Raw genomic sequence first — 22945 nt, forward strand, 5'->3', positions numbered from 1 at the left:
TTCTTGCGGTTAATCACACCAAGGGCGGATAGCCATATAGTCGCGAGCCGCCAATCATGGGTGGACTCACAGAGATTCATGAAGAGAGGTTTGTCTATGAACGTCAAATACCTGGGCCTGCCGTTGGCCGTTGCAGCCTTCCTGGCACTGGGCGGCTGCGCCTCGCCGACCGTGGTGACCCTGCAGAACGGCACGCAATACCTGACCAAGGACATGCCTAACGCCAAGACCGCCGATGGGTTCTACGAATTCGAAGACATCGCCGGCAAGAAGATCCGCATCAAGGCGGCCGATGTCGCCACCGTCCGCCAGGAGGACTGAGCCGATCGAACCTGGTCGCCCTCAGGGCGACCAGGGTGCCGAATTCTGCCCCGGCACGCTGTTATCGCAGGAAATGTATCGCTGTTCCCCACGCTTCTGCAGCTCTCCACGCACCCGCTGGCAACGCTCGAATTCCCGGGCGGCCGCATTATCGATGCTGATATTGCCGGTGGTTTCAGGCTTTTTACCCTCCCCCAGAGTCACGCTCGCCCAAGGCCGTTCCGCGTCGATATGAAAGCGGCTGCTCGGCTCGGGCTCTACTTGCTTGTCGGTGGCCGGCGCAGCGGCCGGGAGCTGGTCCGGGGTCACGCCGTAGCGCTTCAGGATCGATTGCTGAGGCAAGTCCTCGGCCATTACGCTGCCTGCTATCAGGACCAGCGCCAGACCGATGCCATACCTCTGGTTATCACTCACCTTGTAGTTCTCCTGCTGTTCACTGTTGCCGTTGAATGAGCATTGGCCGCTACCTGGGCTGCGGCCGCCTGCCTTGATAACGCGCCAACTCCTGCGGACTTTAATGGCCCTGGAACGCACGCGCGCCATCACCCCGCCTGGCGCTGAGTCGATGCTCTATCGAGCGCCGCGTCGCAGCTGGGCAGGTATTGGAGTCATTTCCAGGCTTGCGGGTCACCCTACGGGCGAATCCCCTTGCTTTGGCGAGAAGTGCTGCCGAGGGAAAGTCCGTGACCGCGCGAGGCAAAATCGCCACCTCGCGCGGTCAGTGCTCAGGCGATGGTGATACTCGCGCCGTTGAGGCTGTCCAGGCTCACCCCTACCAGGGTCACCGAGTCGCCACCGAAGGTCAGCAGGGTATCGTTGCCCACGGTGCTGGCGTGGGCGCGGAAGTCGTCGTTGGCGACCACGCCTTCGACGCCGAGGAACACCAGTTTGTCGCTGCTCTGGTAGCCCAGCACGCGGTCCTGGCCGAAGTCGCCGCTGAACAGGAAGATATTGCCGCCGCCGCCCGCCTGCAGCAAATCGTTACCCGCGCCACCGACCAGCACATCGTTGCCCTGGCCGCCGATCAGGTGGTCATCGCCGTCCAGGCCGAACAGCCAGTCGCCGCCAGCGTGGGCGGTCAGGGTATTGGCCGCGGCGTCGCCCTTCACCGAAGAGGCGTACTGGGTCAGGTTGCTCCCCGCCAGCAGGCCTTTGTCGGTGACGCTGTGGGTCACGTCGTCCTTGAACAGGCCCCAGAGGAAGCCCGGCTCCTTGCTGGTGATCGCACCGATATCGCGGGTGATGCTGATGCCGCCATTGGTATCGCGCACATACAGGGTGCCGGCGCCGTCGTTGGCGAAGCTGAAGTTCTTCACCGACTGCTGCAGGTCCAGGGTGTTGCTGCCCTGCCCGCCCAGCAGGATGTTGTAGCCACCGGCGTCGCGGAAGGTGTCGTTGCCCGCGCGGCCTTCCAGGTAGTCGTTGCCCTGGCCGCCCTGGATCAGGTCGTTGCTGTCGGTGCCGATGATGAAGGTGCTGCCCTTGTGGGTCTCGGCATTGCGGTTGAGGTCCTGGACCCAGGTGGTGGCCCGGGCCGGGTCCGACAGGTTGGCGACGATGATGGTCGAGTCCTTGCTCGTCAGGTCGTAGAACTTCGACTCGAGGATCCGCGTCATGCCGTCGCCGTAGCCGGTGGGCAGGTGCGACAGCCAGGTCGGAATATTCAGGATGGAAAACGGCAGCAGGTTCCAGGCCGCCGAAGCGTAATGGTCGTTGAAGCTGACGATGTTGTTGGTCGCCGATTCCTGCGCCGTGTCGTGCACGCCGAGGGACGCCAGGTTGAACGAAGAGCCGTCGAGGGCGCGGAACACCGGGTCGTTTTCGTAGCCGATGTTCAACACCTTGTCCCCCGCGCTCTGGGTCGGCGAGGCGTAGGCGACATAGCTGGCATCCTGGTAGAACCCCGACCAGTGATCGCCGCTCAGGTCCGCCAGGCTGTTGACCGCCAGGCCGCCGAGGCTGTGGCCGCTGACCAGGATGTCCTTGCCCGTCAGGCCGTTGGCCTGGGCGAAGGCCGCGACATCGGCGAGCAGCTTGCCGAAGGCTTCGCCGGCGTAGTTCTTGGCGTAGTCCTTGGGCCCGAACGCCGCCATCAGGTCGTTGATCACATCGCCGATGGAGTCGCCGATCACCGATTCACGGGGCCCGCTGGTGCCGCGAAAGGCGATGCCGATGGAGGTCAGGTGGCCCTGGTCGTCGTACTTGCCGAGCACTTCCGCCTGGGCGGTGGTGTAGCCGGCCTTTTCCCCGTAGTAGGTGCCCCTGAAGTCGGTCTTGCCGTCGTAGCCCAGCTGGGAAGCGCCGATCGGCGTCCAGCCGGCCTTTTGCACCGCCTCCAGCGCGGCTTTCTCCGAGTCGGGGTTCCAGGGCAGCCCGGGAATCACCCCTTGCGAATCGCTGCTGCCGATCAGCGCCGTGACCAGGGTCGCCGGTAGGCCGAGGCCGAAACCGTACTGCTGATAACCGGCGGAAAAGCCGTTGTCGAGGTTGTGGTAGGAATACAGCGTGATCGCCAGCGCATCGGAAAACAGCGCCTTTGAATCTTCTGTGCCGAGGTTTTTGTAGTCATACACACCCATGGTATCGCCTCTCTTTGTTGTTGAACTTGTTAGGCTCTGCCCAAAAAGTGGCTGCGCTCGGTCATGCTGCGTTAAAAACAGGCTCGGAATGCTCATGTAGGTCCCTACACTCCGCTTCCTCGCCTGTTTTTGCCTTGCCTGACCTTCGCTCGCCGACTTTTTGGACAGATCCTCGAGATAGCTCACGCGGACGGGACGCCCTCAACAGACGCCCCGCCCTTAGTGCAATGCCTTTTGCCGCTCTTATCTAGGCGAAGACGATCCCCCCTGCGGAGAGACTGTCCGGCGCGACCCCGACCAGCGTCACGGCGTAGTCGCCGACGCTGAGCAAGGTGTCCTGGCCATTCTGTGACAGGTGCTGCGTGTAGTCGTAGCCCTGCCCCGCGCCCGCCACGCCCATGAACACCAGCTTGTCGCTGCCCTGGTAGCCATGGATCGCGTCGAAGCCGAAGGCGCCGCTGAACAGGAAGGTGTTGGCCCCGCCGCCGCTGGAGTACATGACATCGTTGCCGGCGCCGCCGACAAAGGTCACGTCGCTCTTGTCGCTGCGCAGCACATCGTCGCCCCCGTGCCCGAACAACCAGTCGCCATCGACGCTGGCCACCAGCGCATTGCCGTAGGCGTCGCCATTGAGCGAGTGGTTGTAGGGGGTCAGCTGGTTGCCGGCCAGCAGGCCCTGGTCGGTCACGCTGTGGGTCACCTCCTTGCTGAACAGGCCCCAGGCAAAACCCGGCTCCTTGCTCACCAGCGCACCGATGTCGCGGGTCATGCTGATGCCGCCATAGGCATCGCGCACGTACAGGCTGCCGTCGCCATCGTTGACCACGCTGAACTTGCCCAACGACTGCTGCAGGTCGAAGACGTTATGCCCCTTGCCGCCCAGCAGGATGTTGTAGCCACCCTCGTCGCGGAAGGTGTCGTTGCCGTCGCGGCCTTCGATGAAGTCGTTGCCGCGCCCGCCCTTGAGCAGATCATTGCCATCGGTGCCGAAGATAAAGGTACTGCCCTTGTGCGGCTCGGCATTGCGATTGAGGTCCTCGACCCAGGTCTTGCCGCGACTGCTCTCGGACAGCGTGGAGACGATCAGGGTCGAGTCCTTGCCGGTCAGGTCGTAGAACGCCGAATCGACCACCCGGTTCAAGCCATCGGCGTAACCCGCGGAGCCGTGGGCCTTCCACGACAGCGGGTTGAGGATGCTCTGCGGCAGCAGGTTCTCCAGGGTCGACGCATAGTGCTCGTTGAAGTTGACGATGTTGTTGGTCGCCGACGCCTGGACCTTGTCATGGCTGCCCAGGGACGAGGCGTTGAAGGTGGTGCCGTCGAGCACCCTGAACACCGGGTCGTTTTCGTAGCCGATGTTCAGCACCTTGTCCCCCGGGCTCTGGGTCGGCGAGGCGAACGCCACATAGCGGGCGTCGGCGTAGAAACCGCCCCAGTGCTCGCCGCTCAGCTCGGCCAGGCTGTTGACCCCCAGGCCGCCCAGGCTGTGGCCGCTGACCAGCACATCCTGGCCGCTCAGGCCCTGGGCCTTGGCGAACTCGGCGACGCTGGCGAACAGCTTGTCGAAGGCATTCTTGCTGTAGTTCGCCGCGTAACCCACCGGCCCGACCGCCGCCAGCAGGTTGTTCTTGATATCGCCCAGGGTATCGCTCAAGCCCAGCCCGCCGGTGCCGCGAAAGGCGATGCCGATCGACAGCAGCTTGCCGGCCTCGTCATAACGCCCCAGCACTTCCACTTCGGCGCTGGTAAAGCCCGGCTGCTCGCCGAAGAAGGTGCCCTGGGGCCCGACCTTGCCCTGATACCCCAGCCGCTCGGCGCCAATCGCCGTCCAGCCCGACGCCAGCGGCTGCCCGGTGGGCGTGTAGGCGTAGAGCGTCAAGGCCAGGGCATCGCTGTACAACGCCTTGCCCGCCTCGCCCTTGAAACTCCGGTAATCGAATACACCCATGTTGTGTCTCACTCTTATGGTCATTGGCCCGCAGGCCTCAGAACTGCCAGTCCAGGGTCAGGCCGACCCCGTGACTCTTGTCCCGAGAACCCAGCAGGCCGTTGTAGTCCAGGTTTACCCGGGTATCGCGCCCCAGCAACAGGCCGGCGCGAGCCCCGACCACAGCGGCGTTACGATCCAGCGCAACGCTCTGTATGTTGAACGAACCACCATTGGCAAAAGCCAGGTGCTGATCCGAGCTGGTGTCGCTCAGGTTGTGCTGCCAGCCGAGGGTGCCGGCCAGTTCCAGCTGCCGGGCATCGGACAGGGCAAAGCGTTTGCTGGCCCGCAGGCCGAGGGTCGAGAGCACCGCGTCGCGGTTGTCATCGCCACTGCGCAGGGCGGTGGCCCCGCCTTTTTCGCGGAAGCTGTCGCTGCCCACATGCACGTAGGCCAGATTGACGAAGGGCTCCAGGGCCACGCCTGGCAGCGCCACTTGCCATGCTGCTTCGGTGAACAGCTGGGCGGTCTGGGCGTCACGCTTGACCTTCTGCCGGTCGGAGAACTCTCCGTATTGCAGGTCGCGCTTCACATCGATGCGATGCCAGCTGTAGGAACCGCCGACGCTCAGACGCACGGCATCCAGCTGGTGGCCCAGGTAGGCACCCAGGTGATAGCTGTCCACCGAGGCCGAGGAATGGGTGCCATCGCCCATGCTCAGGGAGCTGTCGCTGTAGCCGGTGAACAGGCCCAGACGAGTGTCCTCGGCGATCAAGCCATCGACCCCGGCGAGCAGGCCGCCGATCGAGGTGGTGTAGTTGGCATGGTCATAACCGCCGTCGGCCTTGCCCCAGGCCCCCAGCACCTTGAACCACACGTTGTTGTCGCTGGCCGCGGGCGCCGACGAATCGAGCAGGCCGTCCTGACGCAGACGGTCGCCCACCGCATCGCGCAGCTGGCGGCTGTCGTTGATCAGCAGCGTACCGATGGCCGGATGGATCTCCCCGGTCAATTGCTGGAAGGCCTGTTGCGCGCTGGCGGCGTTTTCCGACAGCAGCAGGCTTTCATACACCGGATTGCCCGCCCCCAGTTGCTCGGCGGCGGCCGCCACGGAGCGCTGGTTCGGGGTCAGGCCGACATCGCTGAAGGACGTCGCGTTACGCGCGACCTGCAACTGCACGCCGGTGGCCGAGTAATCGAGGCTGCCACCAATGAACAGGTAGTTCGGCGCCACCGAACCGAAACGGCCTTCGATGCCACCGGCCGCCTGCAGGATGTTGTATTGGCGGCCCAGCAGGCTTTGCGCCTCGCGGGCGCTGAGCAGGGTCGGGCTGTTCTCCAGGGCCAGGGTCACGTTGGCTCCTTCCACAGTGGCCTTGCCGCCGGCGACTATCTGGTCGCTGCTGGTCGGCGACAGCTCCACCGCGTAGGTCGAACCCGGTTGCAGGGTCACGTCGCCCGCTACCTGCAAGGTGCCGATGGAGTTGCCCGGCGCCACGGTACCGCCACGGTTGGCAGTCAGCGCGGCGATGCGCCCGTTGCCACCGAGGATGCCGCTGTCATTGACCGTCACGGCAGACGCCAGCGAACCATTGATGGCCAGGCGTCCCTGATTGACCAGGGTCGGGCCGCTGTAGCTGTTGTTGCCGGTCAGCACCAGGGTGCCGATGCCCTGCTTGGTCAGGCCGCCGTGGCCGGAAATGTCGTTGCGCCAGACATCCAGCCCGCAAGACAGGCCAGTGCACAGGCGCTCGGTGGGTTTGCCGGCATCCACCACGGCGCCGATGCCGGGCAGGTCGACGACGAACTGGCCGGAGCCGTAGGCGCCTTCGACCCGGAACTCCTGGGGAATGTCCGCTTCGGTGACGAACATGCCCGGGCCGTCGATGCCCTTTTGCAGATTGATCATGCCCCAGCCGTACAACGCGTCGATGCCCGGATCGCCCATGTCGGTGGCGGTGGTCCTCAGCACCGTGGCGATCTGCGAAGCGCTCATGTACGGAAAGCGCTCCATCAACACCGCCGCCGCGCCCGCCACATGGGGCGCGGCCATGGAGGTGCCGCTCTTGTTGGCATAGCCGATGGTCATGTCGTCCAGGTTGGTGCCGCCGATCACCGCACTGTAGACCCGTGTACCCGGCGCCGAGACGCAGAAGCTCGCGGTGTAGCCGCAGCGCGAGGAGAAGGTACTGAGGGTGTAGGGATTGGGGCTGGCGGTGTCCGGGTTCACCTGCAAGGCCGCTACCGTCATCCAGTTCGGCGCGATTTCCGGCACGAAATAGGCCAGGCCGGCAATGGCGTCCGGGTTGTTCAGGTTGTAGTCGTTACCGGCGGCGAAGATGGTCAGCACGCCACCGCGAGCGGCGTCGATCGCCCCGCTGTAGGCGCCACCCTGGCGGGTGCCCAGCAGCGGCTGGATCTGGTCGAACTGCAACTGGGCGTCCTGCACGGTGAAATGCGGAAAGGCCGGGTCGCGACCACCCTGGTCGAAGCGATCGGTGATGCCGATGCCCCAGCTGTTGTTGATGATCCGCGCGCCGCTGTTCACCAGGGCGTCCCAGCCGGCCCGGTAGACCGCGCCGTCGTTGCCGAGAATGATCCCGTCCTCGGGGCCCGGGTCGCCGTTCTCGGCACTGATGATCTGCGCGTCGAAGGCCACGCCATGCATCGGCCCACCGTCGCGGCTGCCAGCGGCGATCCCGCCGACGTGGGTGCCGTGGGAGCCAAGCTTGCCGTCGGAACCCACCGAAGGCGTGCCGTCATAACGGAAGGCATCGCCGGCCTTGACCGGAATGTAGGGGTCGGTGTATTCGCGGATGCCGCTGGTGACCAGGGTGATCACCTTGTTGTTGCCGCTGAATTCCGGGTGCTGGGCATACACCGGCTGGTCGAAGATCCCCAGCTTGACGCCCTTGCCGGTATAACCGGCGGCATACGCCTGCTCGGCGTGGATCGCCCCCAGGCCCCATTCGGCATTGAACTCGGCACTGCGCCAACTGCCGGGATCGCCCGGCTTGCCGCCTTCCACATAAGGCGCGGCCTGGGCGCTACCCGCCGCGGCCAGGCCACAGATCAAAGCGCCGCAGGAGGCGCGCACCAGGCTGTTGGCTGCCGGAGCAGCCCCCGTAAAGCTGTATTTCATCGGTACCTTCCTTAGTTGCCTTGCTGGAAATAGTTGCCTTGCTAGAAACAATTACCTTGATAGAAACACCGCGCCAGACCCGACGCGGCTGGTTTTACCGAACAGCCGGCCCGCCAACGGCGACCCGTGCTGTGCCGATAGCTGCTGTGCCGTGCCGACGCGACCTTGCGTCAGCACGGCGGTGTCAAAAGCCGGGTCAGAACTGCCAGTTCAGGCTCAGCCCTGCCCCGTGGTTCTTCTCGCGGCTGGCCAGTTGGCCGTTGTAGTCCAGGCTCAGGCGCAGGTCGCGACTCAACGCCAGGCTGGCATGGGCGCCGACCAGCGCGGCATTGCGCGGCAGCGAGGTGCTTTCGACGCTGAACGGCGTGCCACCGGACGCAAAGGCCAGGTGCTCTTCGGCCCGGGTGTTGCTCAGGTTGTGCTGCCAGCCCAGGGAGCCGGAAAGGTCCAGGCGGGTTTGCCCGGACAGTTCGAGGCTTTTCAGGGCACGCAGGCCGAGGGTGCTGAGTGCGGCTTCGCGGCTGTCGCTGCCGCCTTTCAACGCGGCGGCATCGCCCTTCTCGCTGAAGCTGTCGCGGTGCAGGTGCACGTAGGCCAGGTTGGCGAACGGTTCCAGGGCCAGCGCCGGCAGGTCCAGGCGATAAGCCGCTTCGCCGAAGACCTGGCTGGTGCGGGCATCGACCTTGGCTTTCTGCTTGCCGCTGACTTCGCCGAACTGCAGGTCGCGCTTGACGTCGGCGCGATGCCAGCTGTGGGCCGCGCCCGCGCTCAGGCGCCAGGCGCCCAGCTCGTGGCCGAGGTAGGTGCCCAGGTGATAGCTGTCCACGGAGGCCTTGGAATGAGTGCCGCCGCCCATGCTCAGGGAGCTGTCGCTGTAGCCGGCGAAGGCGCCCAGGCGCGTGCTGTCGCTGAGCGCGCCGTCGGCCCCCAGCAGCAACCCGCCGATGGACGTGTTGTAGGCCTCGGTGTCGTGGCTGCCGTCGTTCTTGCCCCAGGCGCCCAGCACTTTGAGCCAGAGGTTGCCCTCGCTCTGCACCACCGCGCCCGGCACCTGCAGACGCTCGCCGACCGCCTCGCGCAGCTGACGGCTGTCGTTGAGCAGCATCGAACCCAGCGCCGGGTAGATTTCCCCGGACAGTTGCTGGAACGCCTGTTGCGCCACACCGGCGCTCGGCGAGCGCAGCAGGCTTTCATACACCGGGTTGCCTGCCCCCAGCTGCTCGGCGGCGGCGGCCACCGAGCGCTGGTTCGGGGTCAGGCCGACACTGGCGAACGAGGTGGCGTTACGCCCGATGCTCAGTTGCACGCCACTGGCCGAATAATCGAGGCTGCCACCGAGGAACAGGTAGTTCGGCTCCACCGAGCCGAAGCGTCCGTCGATCCCGTTCGCCGCCTGGAGGATCTGGTACTGGCTGCCGATCAGGCTTTGCGTCTGTTCCAGGCTGAGCAACTGCGGGCTGTTTTCCAGGGCCAGGGTGACCCCGGCGCCGTTGAGGGTGGCCTTGCCGCCGGCGACGATGCGGTCGCTGCTGGTGGGCGACAGCTCCACGGCATAGGTCGAGCCCGGCTGGAAGGTCACGTCCCCCGCCACCTGCAAGGTGCCGATGGAATTGCCCGGGGCCACCGTGGCGCCGCTGTTGGCCAGCAACGCGCCGATGCGGCCGGAACCGCCGAGGGTGCCGCCGTCATTGACCGTGACGCTGGAGGCCAGCGAGCCATTGACCGTCAGCAAGCCGCCATTGACCGTGGTCGCCCCGCGATAGCTGTTGTTGCCGCTGAGCACCAGCCAGCCGGCGCCAGACTTGATCAGGCTGCCTTCGTACACCCGCTGCGCCGCGGCCGCGTCGCGGGCCATGCCGACGGCGTAGTCGGTCTTGTCCTGCTGGCTGGCGCCGGCACCCAGGCCGTTTTCCCAGCCCTTGTCCTTCAGGGTCTGTTGCCAGGCCGCGTGCTCGGCGGCGTCTTCGCCCTGGCGCTGCAACAGCGCCTTGTCCGAGATGTCGTTGCTCCAGACATCGCCCTGCCCGGCGCCCAGGTTGGCGTCGAACGTCCCCAGCAACTGCCCGGGACCGTGCATGGCCCGCTCCAGGTTGGGCACGCCCCAGCCGACCAGGCGGGTGGGCGCCTCGGTGATCGAACCGTCCAGCTGGGTGGCGGTGGTCAGCAGCACCTCCAGGGCCTGCTGGTTATTCATGTAGGGATAACGCTCCATCACCAGGGCCAGCGCGCCCGTGGCATGGGGCGCGGCCATCGAGGTGCCGGACTTGGTGGCGTAACCGCCGCCCGGCACGGTGCTGGAGATCAACCGCCCGGGCGCGGCCACGCACCAGTACTTGGCGATGCCGCACTGGTTGTAGCGCTGCTGGTTATTCGCATCCAGGCCGGACACCGCCAGCCAGTGGCCTTCCAGCTCCGGCTGGAAGTACGGCAGCGCCGCGCGCACGCTGGCGTTGGCGTAACCGCTGTTGCCGGCGCTGAACACATTGATCACGCCCTGGCGCGATATATCGGCGGCCGCGTCCAGCCAGGTGCCCTGGCCATAGTGCTGGGCATAGGCGGCGTGCAGGTCGCCCAGGGTCTGGTAGCTGACACCCGGCGGCTGGCTGCCCCAGCTGTTGTTGATGGCGCGCACCCCGGCATCCGCCAGGGCCCCGTACACCGCCTTGAAATACTGCGGGTCCGGGGTCGGGCCGAACAGAAAGCTGTCGTTCTTGTTGGTGTTGCCCACGTAGACCTGGGCATTGAAGGCCACGCCGTGCATGCCAACGCCATCGCGGGCCGCGCCCATGGTGCCGGTGACATGGGTGCCATGGCTGTCGTTGTTGCCGTTGAGCACCCCGGAGACGCTGAACGGCGAGCCATCGACATAAGTGCCGCTGGCGGTGACCCCGTGGAAGCGCTCGGGCGATGCTTCGCCGTGGCTGGCGTCGAAGCCCGAGTCGAGGGCGCCGATCTTTACCCCGCTGCCGGTGATCCCGGCGGCATAGGCGGAGCTGGCGCGCATGCGTTCCAGGCCCCAGTCCTGGGTGTATTCGGCCGATTGCCAGCTGGCCGGCACCCCCAACTGGCCGGTTTCCTGGTACTGCGCCTGGACCATGCCGGGCAGTGCCACCGCCGATAGCGTGGAACAGGCCAGCAACGAGCGGCGACTCAGCGCCTTGAGCTGATAAAAGCGTCTATCCATGTGATGACTTCTCGTTTTTTGTTTTTGTCGAAAATGTCAGGTCGGGCCGCCCGCGGCCGCCTTTTTGTCAGTTCATGAGCCGGGCCTGAAGGCTTCGTCGACCCGGGCCAGGTCATCTTCACGCAGGGTGCCTGCGTAGTAGTGCAACTTGGTCCAGGCCATCAAATAGTCGTAACGGGCCTGCGCCAGGTCGCGCCGTGTGGTGTACAGCTGTTGCTCGGCGTTCAGCGCGTCGAGGTTGACCCGTTCGCCGCCGAGGATGCTCTGCTTGGTCGAGATCACCAGGGCCTCGGCCGAGGTCAGCGCCTTCTGATAAGCGCGCAGCTTGCTGACCCCGGACAGGCAGGCGCTGAACTGGCGCCGCAGCTCGATCAGGGTGGTGCGGGTCTGCGAATCCAGCTCGTACTCGGCCTGCTCCATGGTCCGGCTGGCCTGGCGGGTGGCCGCCGAGACGCCGCCACCGGCGTACAGCGGCATGCTGATTTCGATGCCGATGGTGTTGGTGTCATAGCGCTGGTTGTAGGTGTTGCCGCTTTCCGACTCGACCCGGCGCGAGGTGGCATAGGCACTGAGCCGCGGCAGGTGGCCGGCGCGGTTGCGCTCGATCTCGTAACGCGCCACTTCCACGGCGTGGCGCTGGGAGGCCAGGTTCGGGTTGTTGCTGATCGCAAGTTCATGCCAGGCGTCGTAGTTGGCCGGCGACAGGGTGAAAGACTCGAAACGATCGCGCAGCGGGTCGAGATCGCGGATGTCCACGGTCGGCACGCCGATCAACGCCCCCAGCTCGCGCAGCGCCGCGTCCTGCTCGTCGCGGGCCTCGATCTCCTCGGCGGTCGCCAGCTCGTAGCGCGATTCCGCTTCGAGGATGTCGGTGCGGGTGCCCTCGCCCTGGCGAAACATGTGCTCGTTCTGCTGGAACTGCTGTTCGAAGGCCTTCTTCTTGGCCTGGGCGATCTCGATCTGATCCTGGGCGAACAGCGCCTGGGTGTAAAAGGTCAGCACCCGTACCAGCAGCTCCTGGCTCTTGCCGCGAAAGTTCTCGTCGGCGAACAGCGCCTGGGCCACGCCCTTGCGGTAGGAGGCATAGGCCTCGTAGTCGATCAGCGGCTGTTGCAGGGTGAAGGTCGAGCCGTAGCTGTCGTAGTTGCGGTCATCGTGGCTGGTGCCGCCGCGGCCGTCGGGCACGGTGGCCTCGGAGTTGTTGCGGCCCTTGTTGTAGCTGTAGTTGAGTTTCGGCAGCAGCCCGGCGCGACCGATGATGCGGTTTTCCAGGCCGGCATCGCGCTCCTTGATCGCCCCGAGGAACACCGGGTCGTTGCGCAGGGCCTGTTCGTAGACCTGGAACGGCCCCATGGCCTGGGCGTTGGTGCATACCAGCAAAGCGACTGTAGCTCCGAAGATGGAAAGCTGACTCATGCGACGGAACATCCTTATTCCTCGGTCAATGCGGAACCCGCCCGGTCGAGCAGGGGTTTGAATAGGTAATTGAGCAGCGAGCGCTCGCCGGTGCGGACGAACATCTCCGCCGGCATGCCCGGCTTGATCACCAGGCCATTGAGCTTTTCCATGGCCTGGTCGCTGACGCTGCTGCGCAGCACGTAATAAGGCACCCCGGTCTTTTCATCGACCATCTGGTCGGCGGAGATCAGGCTGACCTCGCCGGACACCCGCGGCGTGCGGCTCTGGTTGAAGGCGGTGAACAGGATGTCCACCGGCAAGTGGCTGCCGACCTTGTCGATCAGGTTCACCGGCAGGTGCCCTTCCACTTCCAGGCGCGTGCCCTGGGGCACGATCTCCAGCAGGTTTTCCCCGGGGCGGACCACGGCGCCTTCGGTGTGCACCCCGAGGTTGACCGCGATGCCGTCGGCCGGGGCGAGGATCTCGCTGTGCTGCAGGTCGAAACCGGCCGAGGTCAGTTGCTGTTCCAGGGTCAGGCTTTTCAGCTGCGCGTCGGCCAACTGGCTGCGCACTTCCTTCTGGTACTCCTCGCTGTGCTGCTGCAACTTGAGCCGCGACTCGAGAATGCCCTGCTCCACCCGCCCGCTTTCGCCGGTGTTCTGCGCCAGTTCCTGCTGCACCTGGGACAACTGGCGCTGGTACTCCATCAGGCGGTTGCGCGGGATGTAGCCGTTGTCCGCCAGAGGCTGCAGGTTGGCCAGCTGTTGGCGCAGGGATTCGGCCTGGTTGTTGAGGTCGGTGCGCGCCCGGCGCATCCCCGCCAGTTGCGCGGTGGCGCCTTCGATACTGGCGCGGATCCCCGCCTGCTCGCGGGCGAAAGCCTCGCGCCGGCTGCTGAACAGTTGCCGCTGGCCTTCCAGGACCAGGGCCAGGCGTGGGTCGGGATCGGCGCTCAGGGCCTCTGGGAAATTCACCTGCTTGAGGTTATCGCGCTCGCTCTGCCAGCGTGCCAGGCTGGCCCAGGCCATGCGGTACTGCGCTTGCAGCGACTGCACGTCGGCCTCGACCTGGGTCTGGTCCAGGCGGAACAGCGGCTGGCCCTGCTTCACCGCCTCGCCTTCACGCACCAGGATCCGGCTGACCACGCCACCGCTCATGGATTGCACGGCCTTGCGCTTGCCCGAGACCACCACCGTGCCTTGCACCGGGATGCCCTGGTCCAGCGGCGCCAGGGCTGCCCAGAGAAAAAAGCTGCCGGCGCCGGCCAGCGCCAGCACCCAACCCATACGCGCGAAAAACCGCGCATCGCGCTCGGGACGCTCCGGCGCATAACCTTGTTCGATCATCATTTCGCTGTCCTTGCTCATGCGCCTGGGTTCCGTGTCGGGGCCTGATACTGGCGGCTCATGCTCAAGCCGCCCGGGGCCGTCGGGGCCGAGGTTTTTTCCCGCTGCTGCTGTTCCTGGGGCTGGGCCTGGTGTTGATTTTGTGCCTGAGCCTGGGCACCACTGGACAGCGCCTTGAGCACCTCCTGGCTCGGGCCGAAGGCCTGCAGGCGCCCTTCGTTGAGCACCAGCAGCTTGTCGGCCTGGGCCAGCGCCGAGGAACGATGGGTGACCAGGATCACGCTGGTGCCCTGGGCCTTCATCTGCGCGATGGCGGACGCCAGGGCGCTTTCGCCCACGGTGTCGAGGTTGGAGTTCGGTTCGTCGAGCACCACCAGCCGTGGCTGGCCATACAGTGCCCGGGCCAGGGCCACGCGCTGCTTCTGGCCGCCGGACAGGCCACTGCCGTCATCACCCAGCAAGGTGTCGTAGCCCTGGGGCAGGCGCAGGATCAGTTCGTGCACGCCCGCCTGTTGCGCGGCCTGCACCACCTTCTGCGGGTCAGCCTCCTGAAAGCGCGCGATGTTCTCGGCGATGCTCCCGGAAAACAGCTCGATGTCCTGGGGCAGGTAACCGATGTAGGGCCCCAGTTCGTTGCGGTTCCAGCGATGGATATCGGCGCCGTCCAGGCGCACCGTGCCGGCCAGGGTCGGCCATACGCCCACCAGCACCCGGGCCAGTGTGGATTTGCCGGAACCGGAAGCGCCGAGCACGCCCAGCACCTCCCCCGCTCCGAGGTTGAAACTGACCTGCTGCAAGGTCGCCATGCGCTTGCCCGGTGGGCCGGCGCTGACCTGCTCGAAACTCACCTGGCCCTTGGGCGCGGGCAACGACATCGCCGTGTCGCTCGGTGGAAAGGCCTGCAACAGGGAGTCCAGGCGCTGGTAGGCCAGCTTGGCGGAACTCCACTGTTTCCACACGGCGATCAACTGGTCGATCGGGCTCAGCACCCGGCCCATCAGGATCGAGCCGGCGATCATCATGCCGGCGGTCATGTCGCCCTTGATCACCAGCAAGGCGCCCAGGCCCAGCACCAGCGATTGCAGGCACAGGCGCAGGGTCTTGCTCAGCGAGCTGATGACCGCGCCGGTGTCGCTGGCCTGGTTCTGCAGGCCGAGAAAGCGCGAATGCACCTCGAACCAGCGCTTGCGCAGCGCGCCGAGCATGCCCATGGCCTGGATGGTCTCGGCGTTATGCAGGTGGCTGGTGGCCAGTTGCGTGGACTTCTGCGAATAGCCGCTGGCCTCGCCCAAGGGCTTCTTGGTCATGGCCTCGTTGAGGTATGCCAGGGCGATCAGCAAGACCGCGCCCGCAGTGGCGAACACCCCCAGCCAGGTATTGAACAGGAAGATCACGAACAGGTAGACGGGGAACCAGGGCGCGTCGAAGAAGGCGAACAACGCAGGTCCGGTGACGAACTGGCGGATATGGGTCAGGTCGCCCAGGGACTGCCCGGCATGCCCTTCGCCACGAAACAGGTTGCGCTCGAACGCCGCCTGGTAGACCCGCAGGTTGAAACGCCGCTCCAGCTGACTGCCGATGCGGATGACGATGAAGCTGCGCACCACCTCCAGCAGGCCGATGAACGCGAAGAACCCGACCACCATCAGCGACAGCATCGCCAGGGTGGTTTCGTTCTGCGAGGAAAGTACCCGGTCGTAGACCTGGAGCATGTAGATCGAGGGGACCAGCATCAGCACGTTGATCAGAGCGGTGAAACACCCGACGCTGATCAGAATGCCTTTGTAATCGCCCAGTGCCTTGAACAGCGGTGCAGTGGTCTTCGCCATCTTCATTGGTCTTTCCTGAGCTGTATATCCCGTGCCAGGGGCGCAGGACAAATAAACCGCCCGTACTAGAGTCGGGACATTATTGGATTATTGTGGCGGACAGGCGAAAGGACTCTACCGCCAGACGAAACGGAGTTCTAGTTATTTAGTTGTCTTTAATCGAACGAAGGACATCGCGTATATGGCACTGCCTTATACGCTTATCCATACAGATACATTTAAAGATGCATACAGCCGCGATTGTTCAGGGGGCTCGCTGCAATATAATCGTTATGCCTGATTTCAAAGTGCCTTGATATAAGCCTTCTTTCTGGCGACTTAAAAAGATGATCTTCGAGCCCTCTTTGCCGGTCACGGCAATACCGTCCGGCTCGGGAAACCAGCCGATGGCCGAATCGCCCAGCCAGGCGGAAAAACACTCGGCGCCGGCGCCCAGGGTGCCGTTCAGCTCGAGGTCCAGGGCACAGTGGCTGGCAGGTTGTGCCGGCTGCGACAGTTGCCAGTGTCCGGCCAGTTCCGCGGGGTCCGCCAATCTCAGGCTGCTTGCCATGCTTGTCTCTCCATAAAACATCATCAGCGTCGCGATCAGGTACGCGCCGGCCTTAGCGATCAAGGCAGTTCGAATCATAAGGGGGTCACTCCGGGGCACAGCCTCAGGCAGTTCGCCAGTCAATGCAAGGTCGGAGGGCGACGCCTGGGCGCCACCCTCCTTCCTTTACTTTACCGCAATGACTCAGGCGACGATGTCGGTGTAGGCCGCCTGGCCGACGGTGCTGACCAGGAAGTCCGCCACGCCGTGCCCGGAGAAGTCCACCGACAAGGTGCTGTTGCCAGCCGAGGTGCTGAGGATCGCGTCGCCGGCATTACCGGTGAACGCGTTCACGAAGTGCAGCCCGGCGCCCTTGGTGATGCCGGTCAGATCGATCTTGTCCAGGCCGCTGACAAAATCCAGGATCTGGTCGGCGGCACCCGGAGCGGAGTCCGAGCTGGCACCGAAGACGAAGGTATCGGCACCCGAGCCACCCCAGAGTTTGTCCGCCCCACCACCGCCGTAGAGGATGTCGTTGCCGGCACCGCCCTTGAGCTCGTTGGCCACCTTGTTGCCGATCAGCAGATCGCTGCCGGAACCGCCGATGGCGTTCTCGACGGTGACGCCCTTGGCAATGGACACGTTGCCCACCAGGCCGCCAACGTCGGAGAACGAGGTTTCATTGAGGTTGATCTTCTGGTTCTGGGTAAAACCGGAGAAGTCCAGGGTGTCCTTGCCGCCCGCGTCCCATACCGAGAACACCAGCTTGTCCGCCGACGAGGTCGCGCTGAGGAAGTCGCGACCGGTGTTGGAGTTGAAGCCGTAGGTGGTGTCGCCGGTACGGGTGGTGGTGTTGGCCCCGTAGAGCTTCTGGATCGCCGCGATATCGTCCATCAGCGGGCCGGACGAATAGGCTTCGACGCCGGCCTTGCTGAAGTTCTGGCTGGTATTGCTTTCGCTCCAGTAGCTCATGACGCTGTAACCGCGCGTGTCCTGTCCGTAGGTCGCGTCGTTATAGGTCGGGTTGCCATTCCCGGCGTTGTAGTCGCCAGGGTGAGCCAGGCCCAGGGTGTGGCCGATCTCGTGGGTCAGCGTCTGCCGGCCGTAGTTGTTCAGATCGGGGTTCTTGTTCTGGGTGTAGCTGCTGTTGATCAGGTACCAGGACGTCCCGTCGTAGCCAGCACCGGTGCCCGGCAGGTAGGCGAAGGCCGCCGCGCCGTCCTGACCGCCGCTGTAGTTGCCGAAGGTCATGTGACCGTCACCACCGGAAGCCTTTTCGGTGAAGGTGACATTGGCCACATCCGCCCAGGACTGCATGGACAGCACGGCCTGGGCCTTCTGCTGGGCGCTGAACTGGCTGAACCCGGAGATGCCATGTTTGTACAGGGTGCTCGAGGACGCCGAGGTCAGGAAGGTATAGGTCAGTTCGATCTTGCCGCTGCCGTTGAGGTCCTGGTACGCAGCACCGTCGCGCAGTATCTGGGTAGCGGCTTGATCGACCGTGTAGGAGGGTTTGCCATTGACCGTCAGATTGCCGCCCCGGTCATACTGATGGCTGAAGCTATTGATCTGGTTGTAAGCCGAACTTGCCGCGGCCAAAGGCACGAGTTCTTGTTCGGCGGTCACAATAGCTTTCGATTTAACTTTCGACATAAACACACTTCCTTGTAATCAATGGAACAGTTTTTGTCCGATAGCGACAATCCCTGGCGAGATCGTCCTATCACTCGCCCTATCCGGGCGTAAGCAACCTGACACAATTTGAAATCAGGCGTCCACTACTTTTTGACGCCTGATTTTCGCTGTTCCAGCAAACTCCCGAAAACAATGACTGGTGAGTCGAAATATTCTTTAAGCCTCAATACCCGTTGATAATTGTCCGACAATCTCGAATTTAAATATTAAATAACAGTACAGATAGTTTTGCCGACTACGTCGCAGTTTTTAGTTCATCAAAGTTTGTTCCATCCAGTTAGTTTCATGGCTTCCAACAAGGTTTCCCCGGTCAGTGCCGGAACGCTCGCGCCACTGTCCGCGGTCATCGGTTCGCCGGCCAGCAAGGCGTTGACGATGGCCTCCTCCACCGCTTCGGCGGCGGCGCTGAACAGCGCCGAGATGTAATCGTTGTTGAGCATCGCCAGGGGCGTGCTGAAGGGCACGCCCTCGCGCCCATAGGCAGAAGGCGGCAGGTCGCGGTTGCCGGTGGCGAAAGCCAGGAAGATATCGCCGCTGGAATCCTCGGTGCCGCCGCCGGTGCGGGCGATGCCGATCGACGCGCGCTGCGCCAGGCGCTGGCACTGGTGCGGCAACAAGGGCGCGTCGGTGGCCAGGATCACCACGATCGAGCCCATGCCCGGCGTACCGCGCTGGGCGAAGGGCGACGGAATGCCAGTCAATTGCCGCCCCACCGGATAACCGTCGACCCGCAACTCCTCGCGCTTGCCGTGGTTGGCCTGCACCAGCGCGCCGACCGTGTAGCCGCCCTGCTCCCCCGGCACCCGGCGCGAAGCCGTGCCGATCCCGCCCTTGAACTCATGGCAGATCATGCCGGTGCCGCCGCCCACCGCGCCCTCGCGCACCGGCCCGGACTCGGCATTGGTCAGCGCCTCGCGCACCTGCTGCGGGCCGACATGCTGGCCCCAGATGTCGTTGAGCAGGCCGTCGTAGGTCTCCATCACCACCGGCATGCACCAGTATTCCGAAGGGTCCGCCAGGCTTGCATGCTCCTCGGCGATCAGCGCGTCGCGCACCACGCCGACGCTGTGGGTGTTGGTGATGGCCAGCGGCGTGGTCAGCAGGCCCGCCTCGCGGATCCACTCCAGCCCGGTGGCATCGCCGTTGCCGTTGAGCACATGGCAGCCGGCGAAACAGGGTTGCAGCCGGGCAAAGCCTTCGCGGGGCTGGATCAGGGTCACCCCGGTACGCACCTGCTTGCCGTCGACCGTGGTCCTGAGGGTGCTGTGGCCTACCCGTACCCCCGGAACATCGGTGATGGCATTGAAGGGGCCGGGAGTACCCAGGCCCAGGCTGATCCCCAATTGACGTGCGCGCATGACTTCTCCTTAGAGTTTCTGGAACGCCGGGCTGAACCGGCCGTTGGTGCCATACAGGATCACCGACAGCGCCAGCAGGCCGACGATCACCATGATGTCCCTGAGCGAAGCGTCCAGGAACAGATTGAACAACAGATAACCGGCGCCGATCACCGCCAGCAGCGCCGGTAACGGCCACAGCGGCATGCGGTACGGATGCTCGCGATTGTGCAGCAGCACCCGGCTCATCAGCGCGCTGAGGGCGACGATCAGGTACACCAGCATGATCAGCAGCACACTGAACGAGGTCAGGTCGGCCAGGTTCGAGCTGAAACTGAGTACCGCCGAGGGAACGGCCAGGAACAGCGTGGCCAGCCATGGCGAGTCCCAGCGCGGATGAATGCGCGTGAACAGGCGATTGATGCCCGGCGTCCACAAGGCATCGCGGCCACTGGAGAACACCACCCGGCCGATCTGGATCACGATGGCGACAATCGCATTGAACACCGACAGGAAGATCCCGGCGCTGACCACCCGCGACAGGGTTTCGTTGCCGTGGCTGGTGAGCAGGTAGCCGATGGGGTCGGGACTGGCGAGCATGGCGCTGAGGGACGGCGCGCCGATCAGCAACGCGGTCAGCGGCACCAGTTCGATGATCACCACCAGCGCCAGCGACCAGAGCACCGCCTTGTGCACGCCCTGCCCCTTGCATTTCATGTCTTCGGCCAGCAGCACCGCCGGGCCGTAACCGTTGTAGGAAAACAGGCCGATACCCACCGCGCCGATCACCAGGGCCCAGGGCGCCATGTGCAGCACGCCGTTCTCGACGATCTGCGGTTGCAGCAGGATGCTCGCCGGCTGCGAGGCGTTGCCGAAGCCCAGGAACACGATCACCAGCAGCGCGGCAATCTCCAGCAGCAGGCAGGTTCCGGTGATCCAGGCGTTGAGCTTGATATTGAGGATGCCCAGCGCATAGCTACAGACCACGATCACCAGGGCCACAGTCTGCGAATCGAAACGCGTGCCCAGGGCGTTGTTCAGGTAAGTCGCCGCGCCGGTGGCCAGCACCGGCGGAATGAACAGCAACATCACCAGCACCGTGAGAAAGGTCGCGTAACCGGCCATGCCGCCGAACACCCGCTTGGCGTACACGTACTCGCCGCCGGCGCTGTTGTGGGCGCGGCCCAGTTCGGCATAGCAGAAGGCGAACATCAGGGCCAGCAGCCCGGCCATGACAAAGGCCAGGAACACCCCGCTGCCGGCCTGGTGAATGGCGAACGGCGCGATGACGAAGACCGAACTGGCCGGGGTCACGCCCGACACGGTAATGGCCACCACATCGAACACGCTCAGCGTGGGTTTCAGGGCGCCTTGCGGCGCGCAGGGAGAGCTCATGTCGTTATCCTCGTGGTTATTTTTGGTCTGAGGCAGAAACGAAGAATGTCAGGCGGATGCGCTCTGGGTCGCACTTGATGGAGGCCACTTTAGGCAGCCGGGGGTACAGGGCCAATTCCCCTATTGGCGTACTCCCCCTTGACGTGGCCGGGCAAATCGCCGAAACCGTGCTTCCAGCTGGCGCAAAGCAGCACGCCAGGCCATAGCAGCATCGACGCGGAGCCACCTATTTGATCACTCTGTTCAGGGAAATCGGCATGCATGCCGGACTCGGGCGCACCCTCTCGCAGATCGGCGGCGAGCGCTTCTGGAAGCAACTGGTGCTGTTGCTGCACCAGGCCTTGCCGTTCGATAACGCCCTGGCGATCTTCTATCCCCACAACGGCCTGCCCATCGCCCTCGAGGAATACGATGCCGAGCCCTCGGACAAGCCGGCGTCGATGCTCACCTACCTCAACGGCCTGTACCTGCTGGACCCGTTTTTCCAGGCCTGCCGCGAGGGCTACCCCAACGGCCTGTACCGCCTGGAAGAAGTGGCGCCGGACCATTTCCGGCAGACCGAGTATTTCTCCAGCTACTTCCACGACAACGTGCTGGAGGACGAGCTGCAGTTCATCCTGCAGATCCCGGAGGCCGGCACCCTGTCCCTGTCGCTGGGCATGCAGCGACCGTTCAGCGCCGAGGAAATCGGCCAGCTCACCACCTTCTCGGCCTGGGTCCTGCCGCTGATGCAGCAGCACTGGCAGCAAAGCAACCAGCGTCCGCCAGCGCCCGCCGCGGAAGAAATGGCCAGCCAGATCCGCGACGCCCTCAGTCATTTCGGCTGTGGCGTTTTGTCGGATCGGGAAGTGGAGATCGCCCGGCTGATCCTCCGCGGTTTTTCTTCCAAGGCCATGGCCGAGCGGCTGAAGATCTCGCCGGACACCATCAAGGTGCACCGGCGCCATCTCTACGCCAAGCTGGACATTTCTTCACAGCCGGAACTGTTCTCGCTGTTTATCCAGTCCCTGGGGCACGACCTGGAGAATCCGTAAGGCATCACCGGTTTTGTCGCGAGCAAGCTCGCTGGCTCCTACAGGCAAACCAGCCCAACTGTAGGAGCGAGCTTGCTCGCGATGGCAATCCTGCGGGCGACAACCCTGTTGAATGCACCGGCCCTATCGCGAGCAAGCTCGCTCCTACAGGATTGGGGTTGATCGGACCTCAGGCGTTCAGCGAACGAGCCCGGTAATCCCGCGGCGACTGCTCGAAATGCTTCTTGAAGGTGCGGCTGAAGTGCGCCGAGTCGGTGAACCCCCACTTGAAGGCAATGTCGGTGATCGACGCGTGGCGCAGGCGCGGGTTGCTCAGGTCCGCCGCGCTGCGGTCGAGGCGCGCGCGCTGGATGAAACGGCAGACGCTGTCGCCCTGCTCTTCGAACAGCCGGTACAGCTGGCGCACCGAGATATTCATCTGGCTGGCCAGTGATACCGGGGTCAGGTTGGGCTCGGTGAGGGACTGGTTGATCAACTGCCGGGCCTGGCTGCGCAGGCAGCCGCCGTGCTGGCTGTCGTAACCGTCGAGGCTCGCGCCGGGCGTCTGGCGCAGGGTCGGGCCGAGCAAGGCGATCAGCGCTTCCTGCAACGCCTGGCCTTCCTGCTGGGCGGCGCAACCTTGCAGCTCGTCGCCACAGATCTGCTCCACCAGCAGGCGCATCAAACGGCCACTGGCGCAATTCTGCGAGAGCTTGCCGAACTTGCGCTGCTGCGCCGGCAGATGGCGATACACCTCGTCCCGGGACAAATGCAGCGAGGCATGTTCGATCAAGCCGTGAGGGACAATTTCACAGGCCCCGGCCGAGTCCAGCAAGGCCATTTCCCCCGGCGCCAGCTCGATGCGCTCGCCGCCCTGGCTGATCTGGGCATGGCCGCTACGCTGCATGATCAAGAAGCAGAAGCGGTCGTCTTCGTGATCGACGCTGGTGCTTTTGCGCGAGATCAGTCCGGCATTGGTGCGGATCTGCGCCACTTCGAGCCCGGCGTAGTCGCGCAAGCCGACTTCACCGATGAACAACGCCGAGTTCAACGCCTGGCGGGCGTCGAAGCGACCGCAAACCCCCTGCAATGCGTCAATCCAGGAACCGAAACTTTGCGAAGCAAGCACTGTGCACCTCCAGAAGCCGGCTGAAACCGCCTTTGTTGTTATGGCGATATCATTAACATGTTATCTATTTGCCGGGCAAGGAAGCGCGGCGCAATGGATAGTCTGTTATAGCCTAAGCACG

The 22945-nt window shown here is 64.4% G+C and carries 15 protein-coding genes; 2 read left to right on the top strand and 13 right to left on the bottom strand.

Features of this window, described 5'->3' with window-relative positions:
• Window positions 1-96: 96 nt before the first annotated feature.
• Window positions 97-321, top strand: a complete 225-nt coding sequence (locus tag J4D28_RS02350) for a YgdI/YgdR family lipoprotein (RefSeq protein ID WP_007922767.1) — start codon at window positions 97-99, stop codon at window positions 319-321.
• 21 nt (window positions 322-342) lie between these two features.
• Here the strand turns inward: J4D28_RS02350 and J4D28_RS02355 are convergent, their stop codons facing one another.
• From J4D28_RS02355 to J4D28_RS02410, 12 genes are all read right to left on the bottom strand, one after another.
• The gene (locus J4D28_RS02355; RefSeq protein WP_016705125.1) at window positions 343-735 is read right to left on the bottom strand and encodes a hypothetical protein; all 393 of its coding nucleotides are present in this window, start codon (window positions 733-735) and stop codon (window positions 343-345) included.
• Window positions 736-1046: 311 nt separating this feature from the next.
• Window positions 1047-2900 (bottom strand): polyurethanase, encoded by a 1854-nt coding sequence (locus J4D28_RS02360; protein WP_103330679.1) that lies wholly within the window; start codon window positions 2898-2900, stop codon window positions 1047-1049.
• Window positions 2901-3147: 247 nt separating this feature from the next.
• Window positions 3148-4848 carry a polyurethanase gene (locus J4D28_RS02365; protein WP_103330678.1) on the bottom strand — a complete coding sequence of 567 codons (1701 nt, stop codon included), beginning with the start codon at window positions 4846-4848 and terminating at the stop codon, window positions 3148-3150.
• Between the two features lie 37 nt (window positions 4849-4885).
• Window positions 4886-7969, bottom strand: a complete 3084-nt coding sequence (locus J4D28_RS02370; RefSeq protein ID WP_103330677.1) for an autotransporter serine protease — start codon at window positions 7967-7969, stop codon at window positions 4886-4888.
• 196 nt (window positions 7970-8165) lie between these two features.
• Window positions 8166-11153 (bottom strand): autotransporter serine protease, encoded by a 2988-nt coding sequence (locus J4D28_RS02375; protein WP_103330676.1) that lies wholly within the window; start codon window positions 11151-11153, stop codon window positions 8166-8168.
• Between the two features lie 72 nt (window positions 11154-11225).
• Window positions 11226-12581 (bottom strand): TolC family outer membrane protein, encoded by a 1356-nt coding sequence (locus tag J4D28_RS02380; RefSeq protein ID WP_009049216.1) that lies wholly within the window; start codon window positions 12579-12581, stop codon window positions 11226-11228.
• 2 nt (window positions 12582-12583) lie between these two features.
• Window positions 12584-13900, bottom strand: a complete 1317-nt coding sequence (locus tag J4D28_RS02385; protein WP_009049217.1) for an HlyD family type I secretion periplasmic adaptor subunit — start codon at window positions 13898-13900, stop codon at window positions 12584-12586.
• 14 nt (window positions 13901-13914) lie between these two features.
• Window positions 13915-15732 carry a type I secretion system permease/ATPase gene (locus J4D28_RS02390; RefSeq protein WP_016705118.1) on the bottom strand — a complete coding sequence of 606 codons (1818 nt, stop codon included), beginning with the start codon at window positions 15730-15732 and terminating at the stop codon, window positions 13915-13917.
• A 238-nt stretch (window positions 15733-15970) separates the two neighbouring features.
• A complete protein-coding gene (locus J4D28_RS02395; protein WP_009049219.1) occupies window positions 15971-16354 on the bottom strand; it encodes an AprI/Inh family metalloprotease inhibitor in 384 nt (127 codons plus the stop codon).
• 105 nt (window positions 16355-16459) lie between these two features.
• Window positions 16460-17908 carry a serralysin family metalloprotease gene (locus J4D28_RS02400; RefSeq protein WP_009049220.1) on the bottom strand — a complete coding sequence of 483 codons (1449 nt, stop codon included), beginning with the start codon at window positions 17906-17908 and terminating at the stop codon, window positions 16460-16462.
• A 299-nt stretch (window positions 17909-18207) separates the two neighbouring features.
• Window positions 18208-19308: a P1 family peptidase gene (locus tag J4D28_RS02405; RefSeq protein ID WP_103330675.1), complete on the bottom strand. Its 1101-nt coding sequence runs from the start codon at window positions 19306-19308 to the stop codon at window positions 18208-18210.
• Window positions 19309-19317: 9 nt separating this feature from the next.
• Complete coding sequence (locus tag J4D28_RS02410; protein WP_103330674.1) at window positions 19318-20682, bottom strand: APC family permease; 1365 nt, start codon at window positions 20680-20682, stop codon at window positions 19318-19320.
• A gap of 230 nt (window positions 20683-20912) precedes the next feature.
• Here J4D28_RS02410 and J4D28_RS02415 point away from each other — a divergent pair, with 230 nt between their 5' ends.
• Entirely contained in the window at window positions 20913-21716 is an 804-nt protein-coding gene (locus tag J4D28_RS02415) for a helix-turn-helix transcriptional regulator (RefSeq protein ID WP_009049223.1), read from the top strand.
• Between the two features lie 169 nt (window positions 21717-21885).
• Here J4D28_RS02415 and feaR read toward each other — a convergent pair whose 3' ends face one another.
• On the bottom strand, window positions 21886-22824 hold the full coding sequence (gene feaR / locus J4D28_RS02420) for a transcriptional regulator FeaR (protein WP_041983590.1): 939 nt from the start codon (window positions 22822-22824) through the stop codon (window positions 21886-21888).
• Between the last annotated feature and the right edge of the window lie 121 nt (window positions 22825-22945).

It is taken from the genome of Pseudomonas sp. GW531-T4, assembly GCF_017349615.1.
Taxonomy (GTDB): Bacteria; Pseudomonadota; Gammaproteobacteria; order Pseudomonadales; family Pseudomonadaceae; genus Aquipseudomonas; species Aquipseudomonas chlororaphis_I.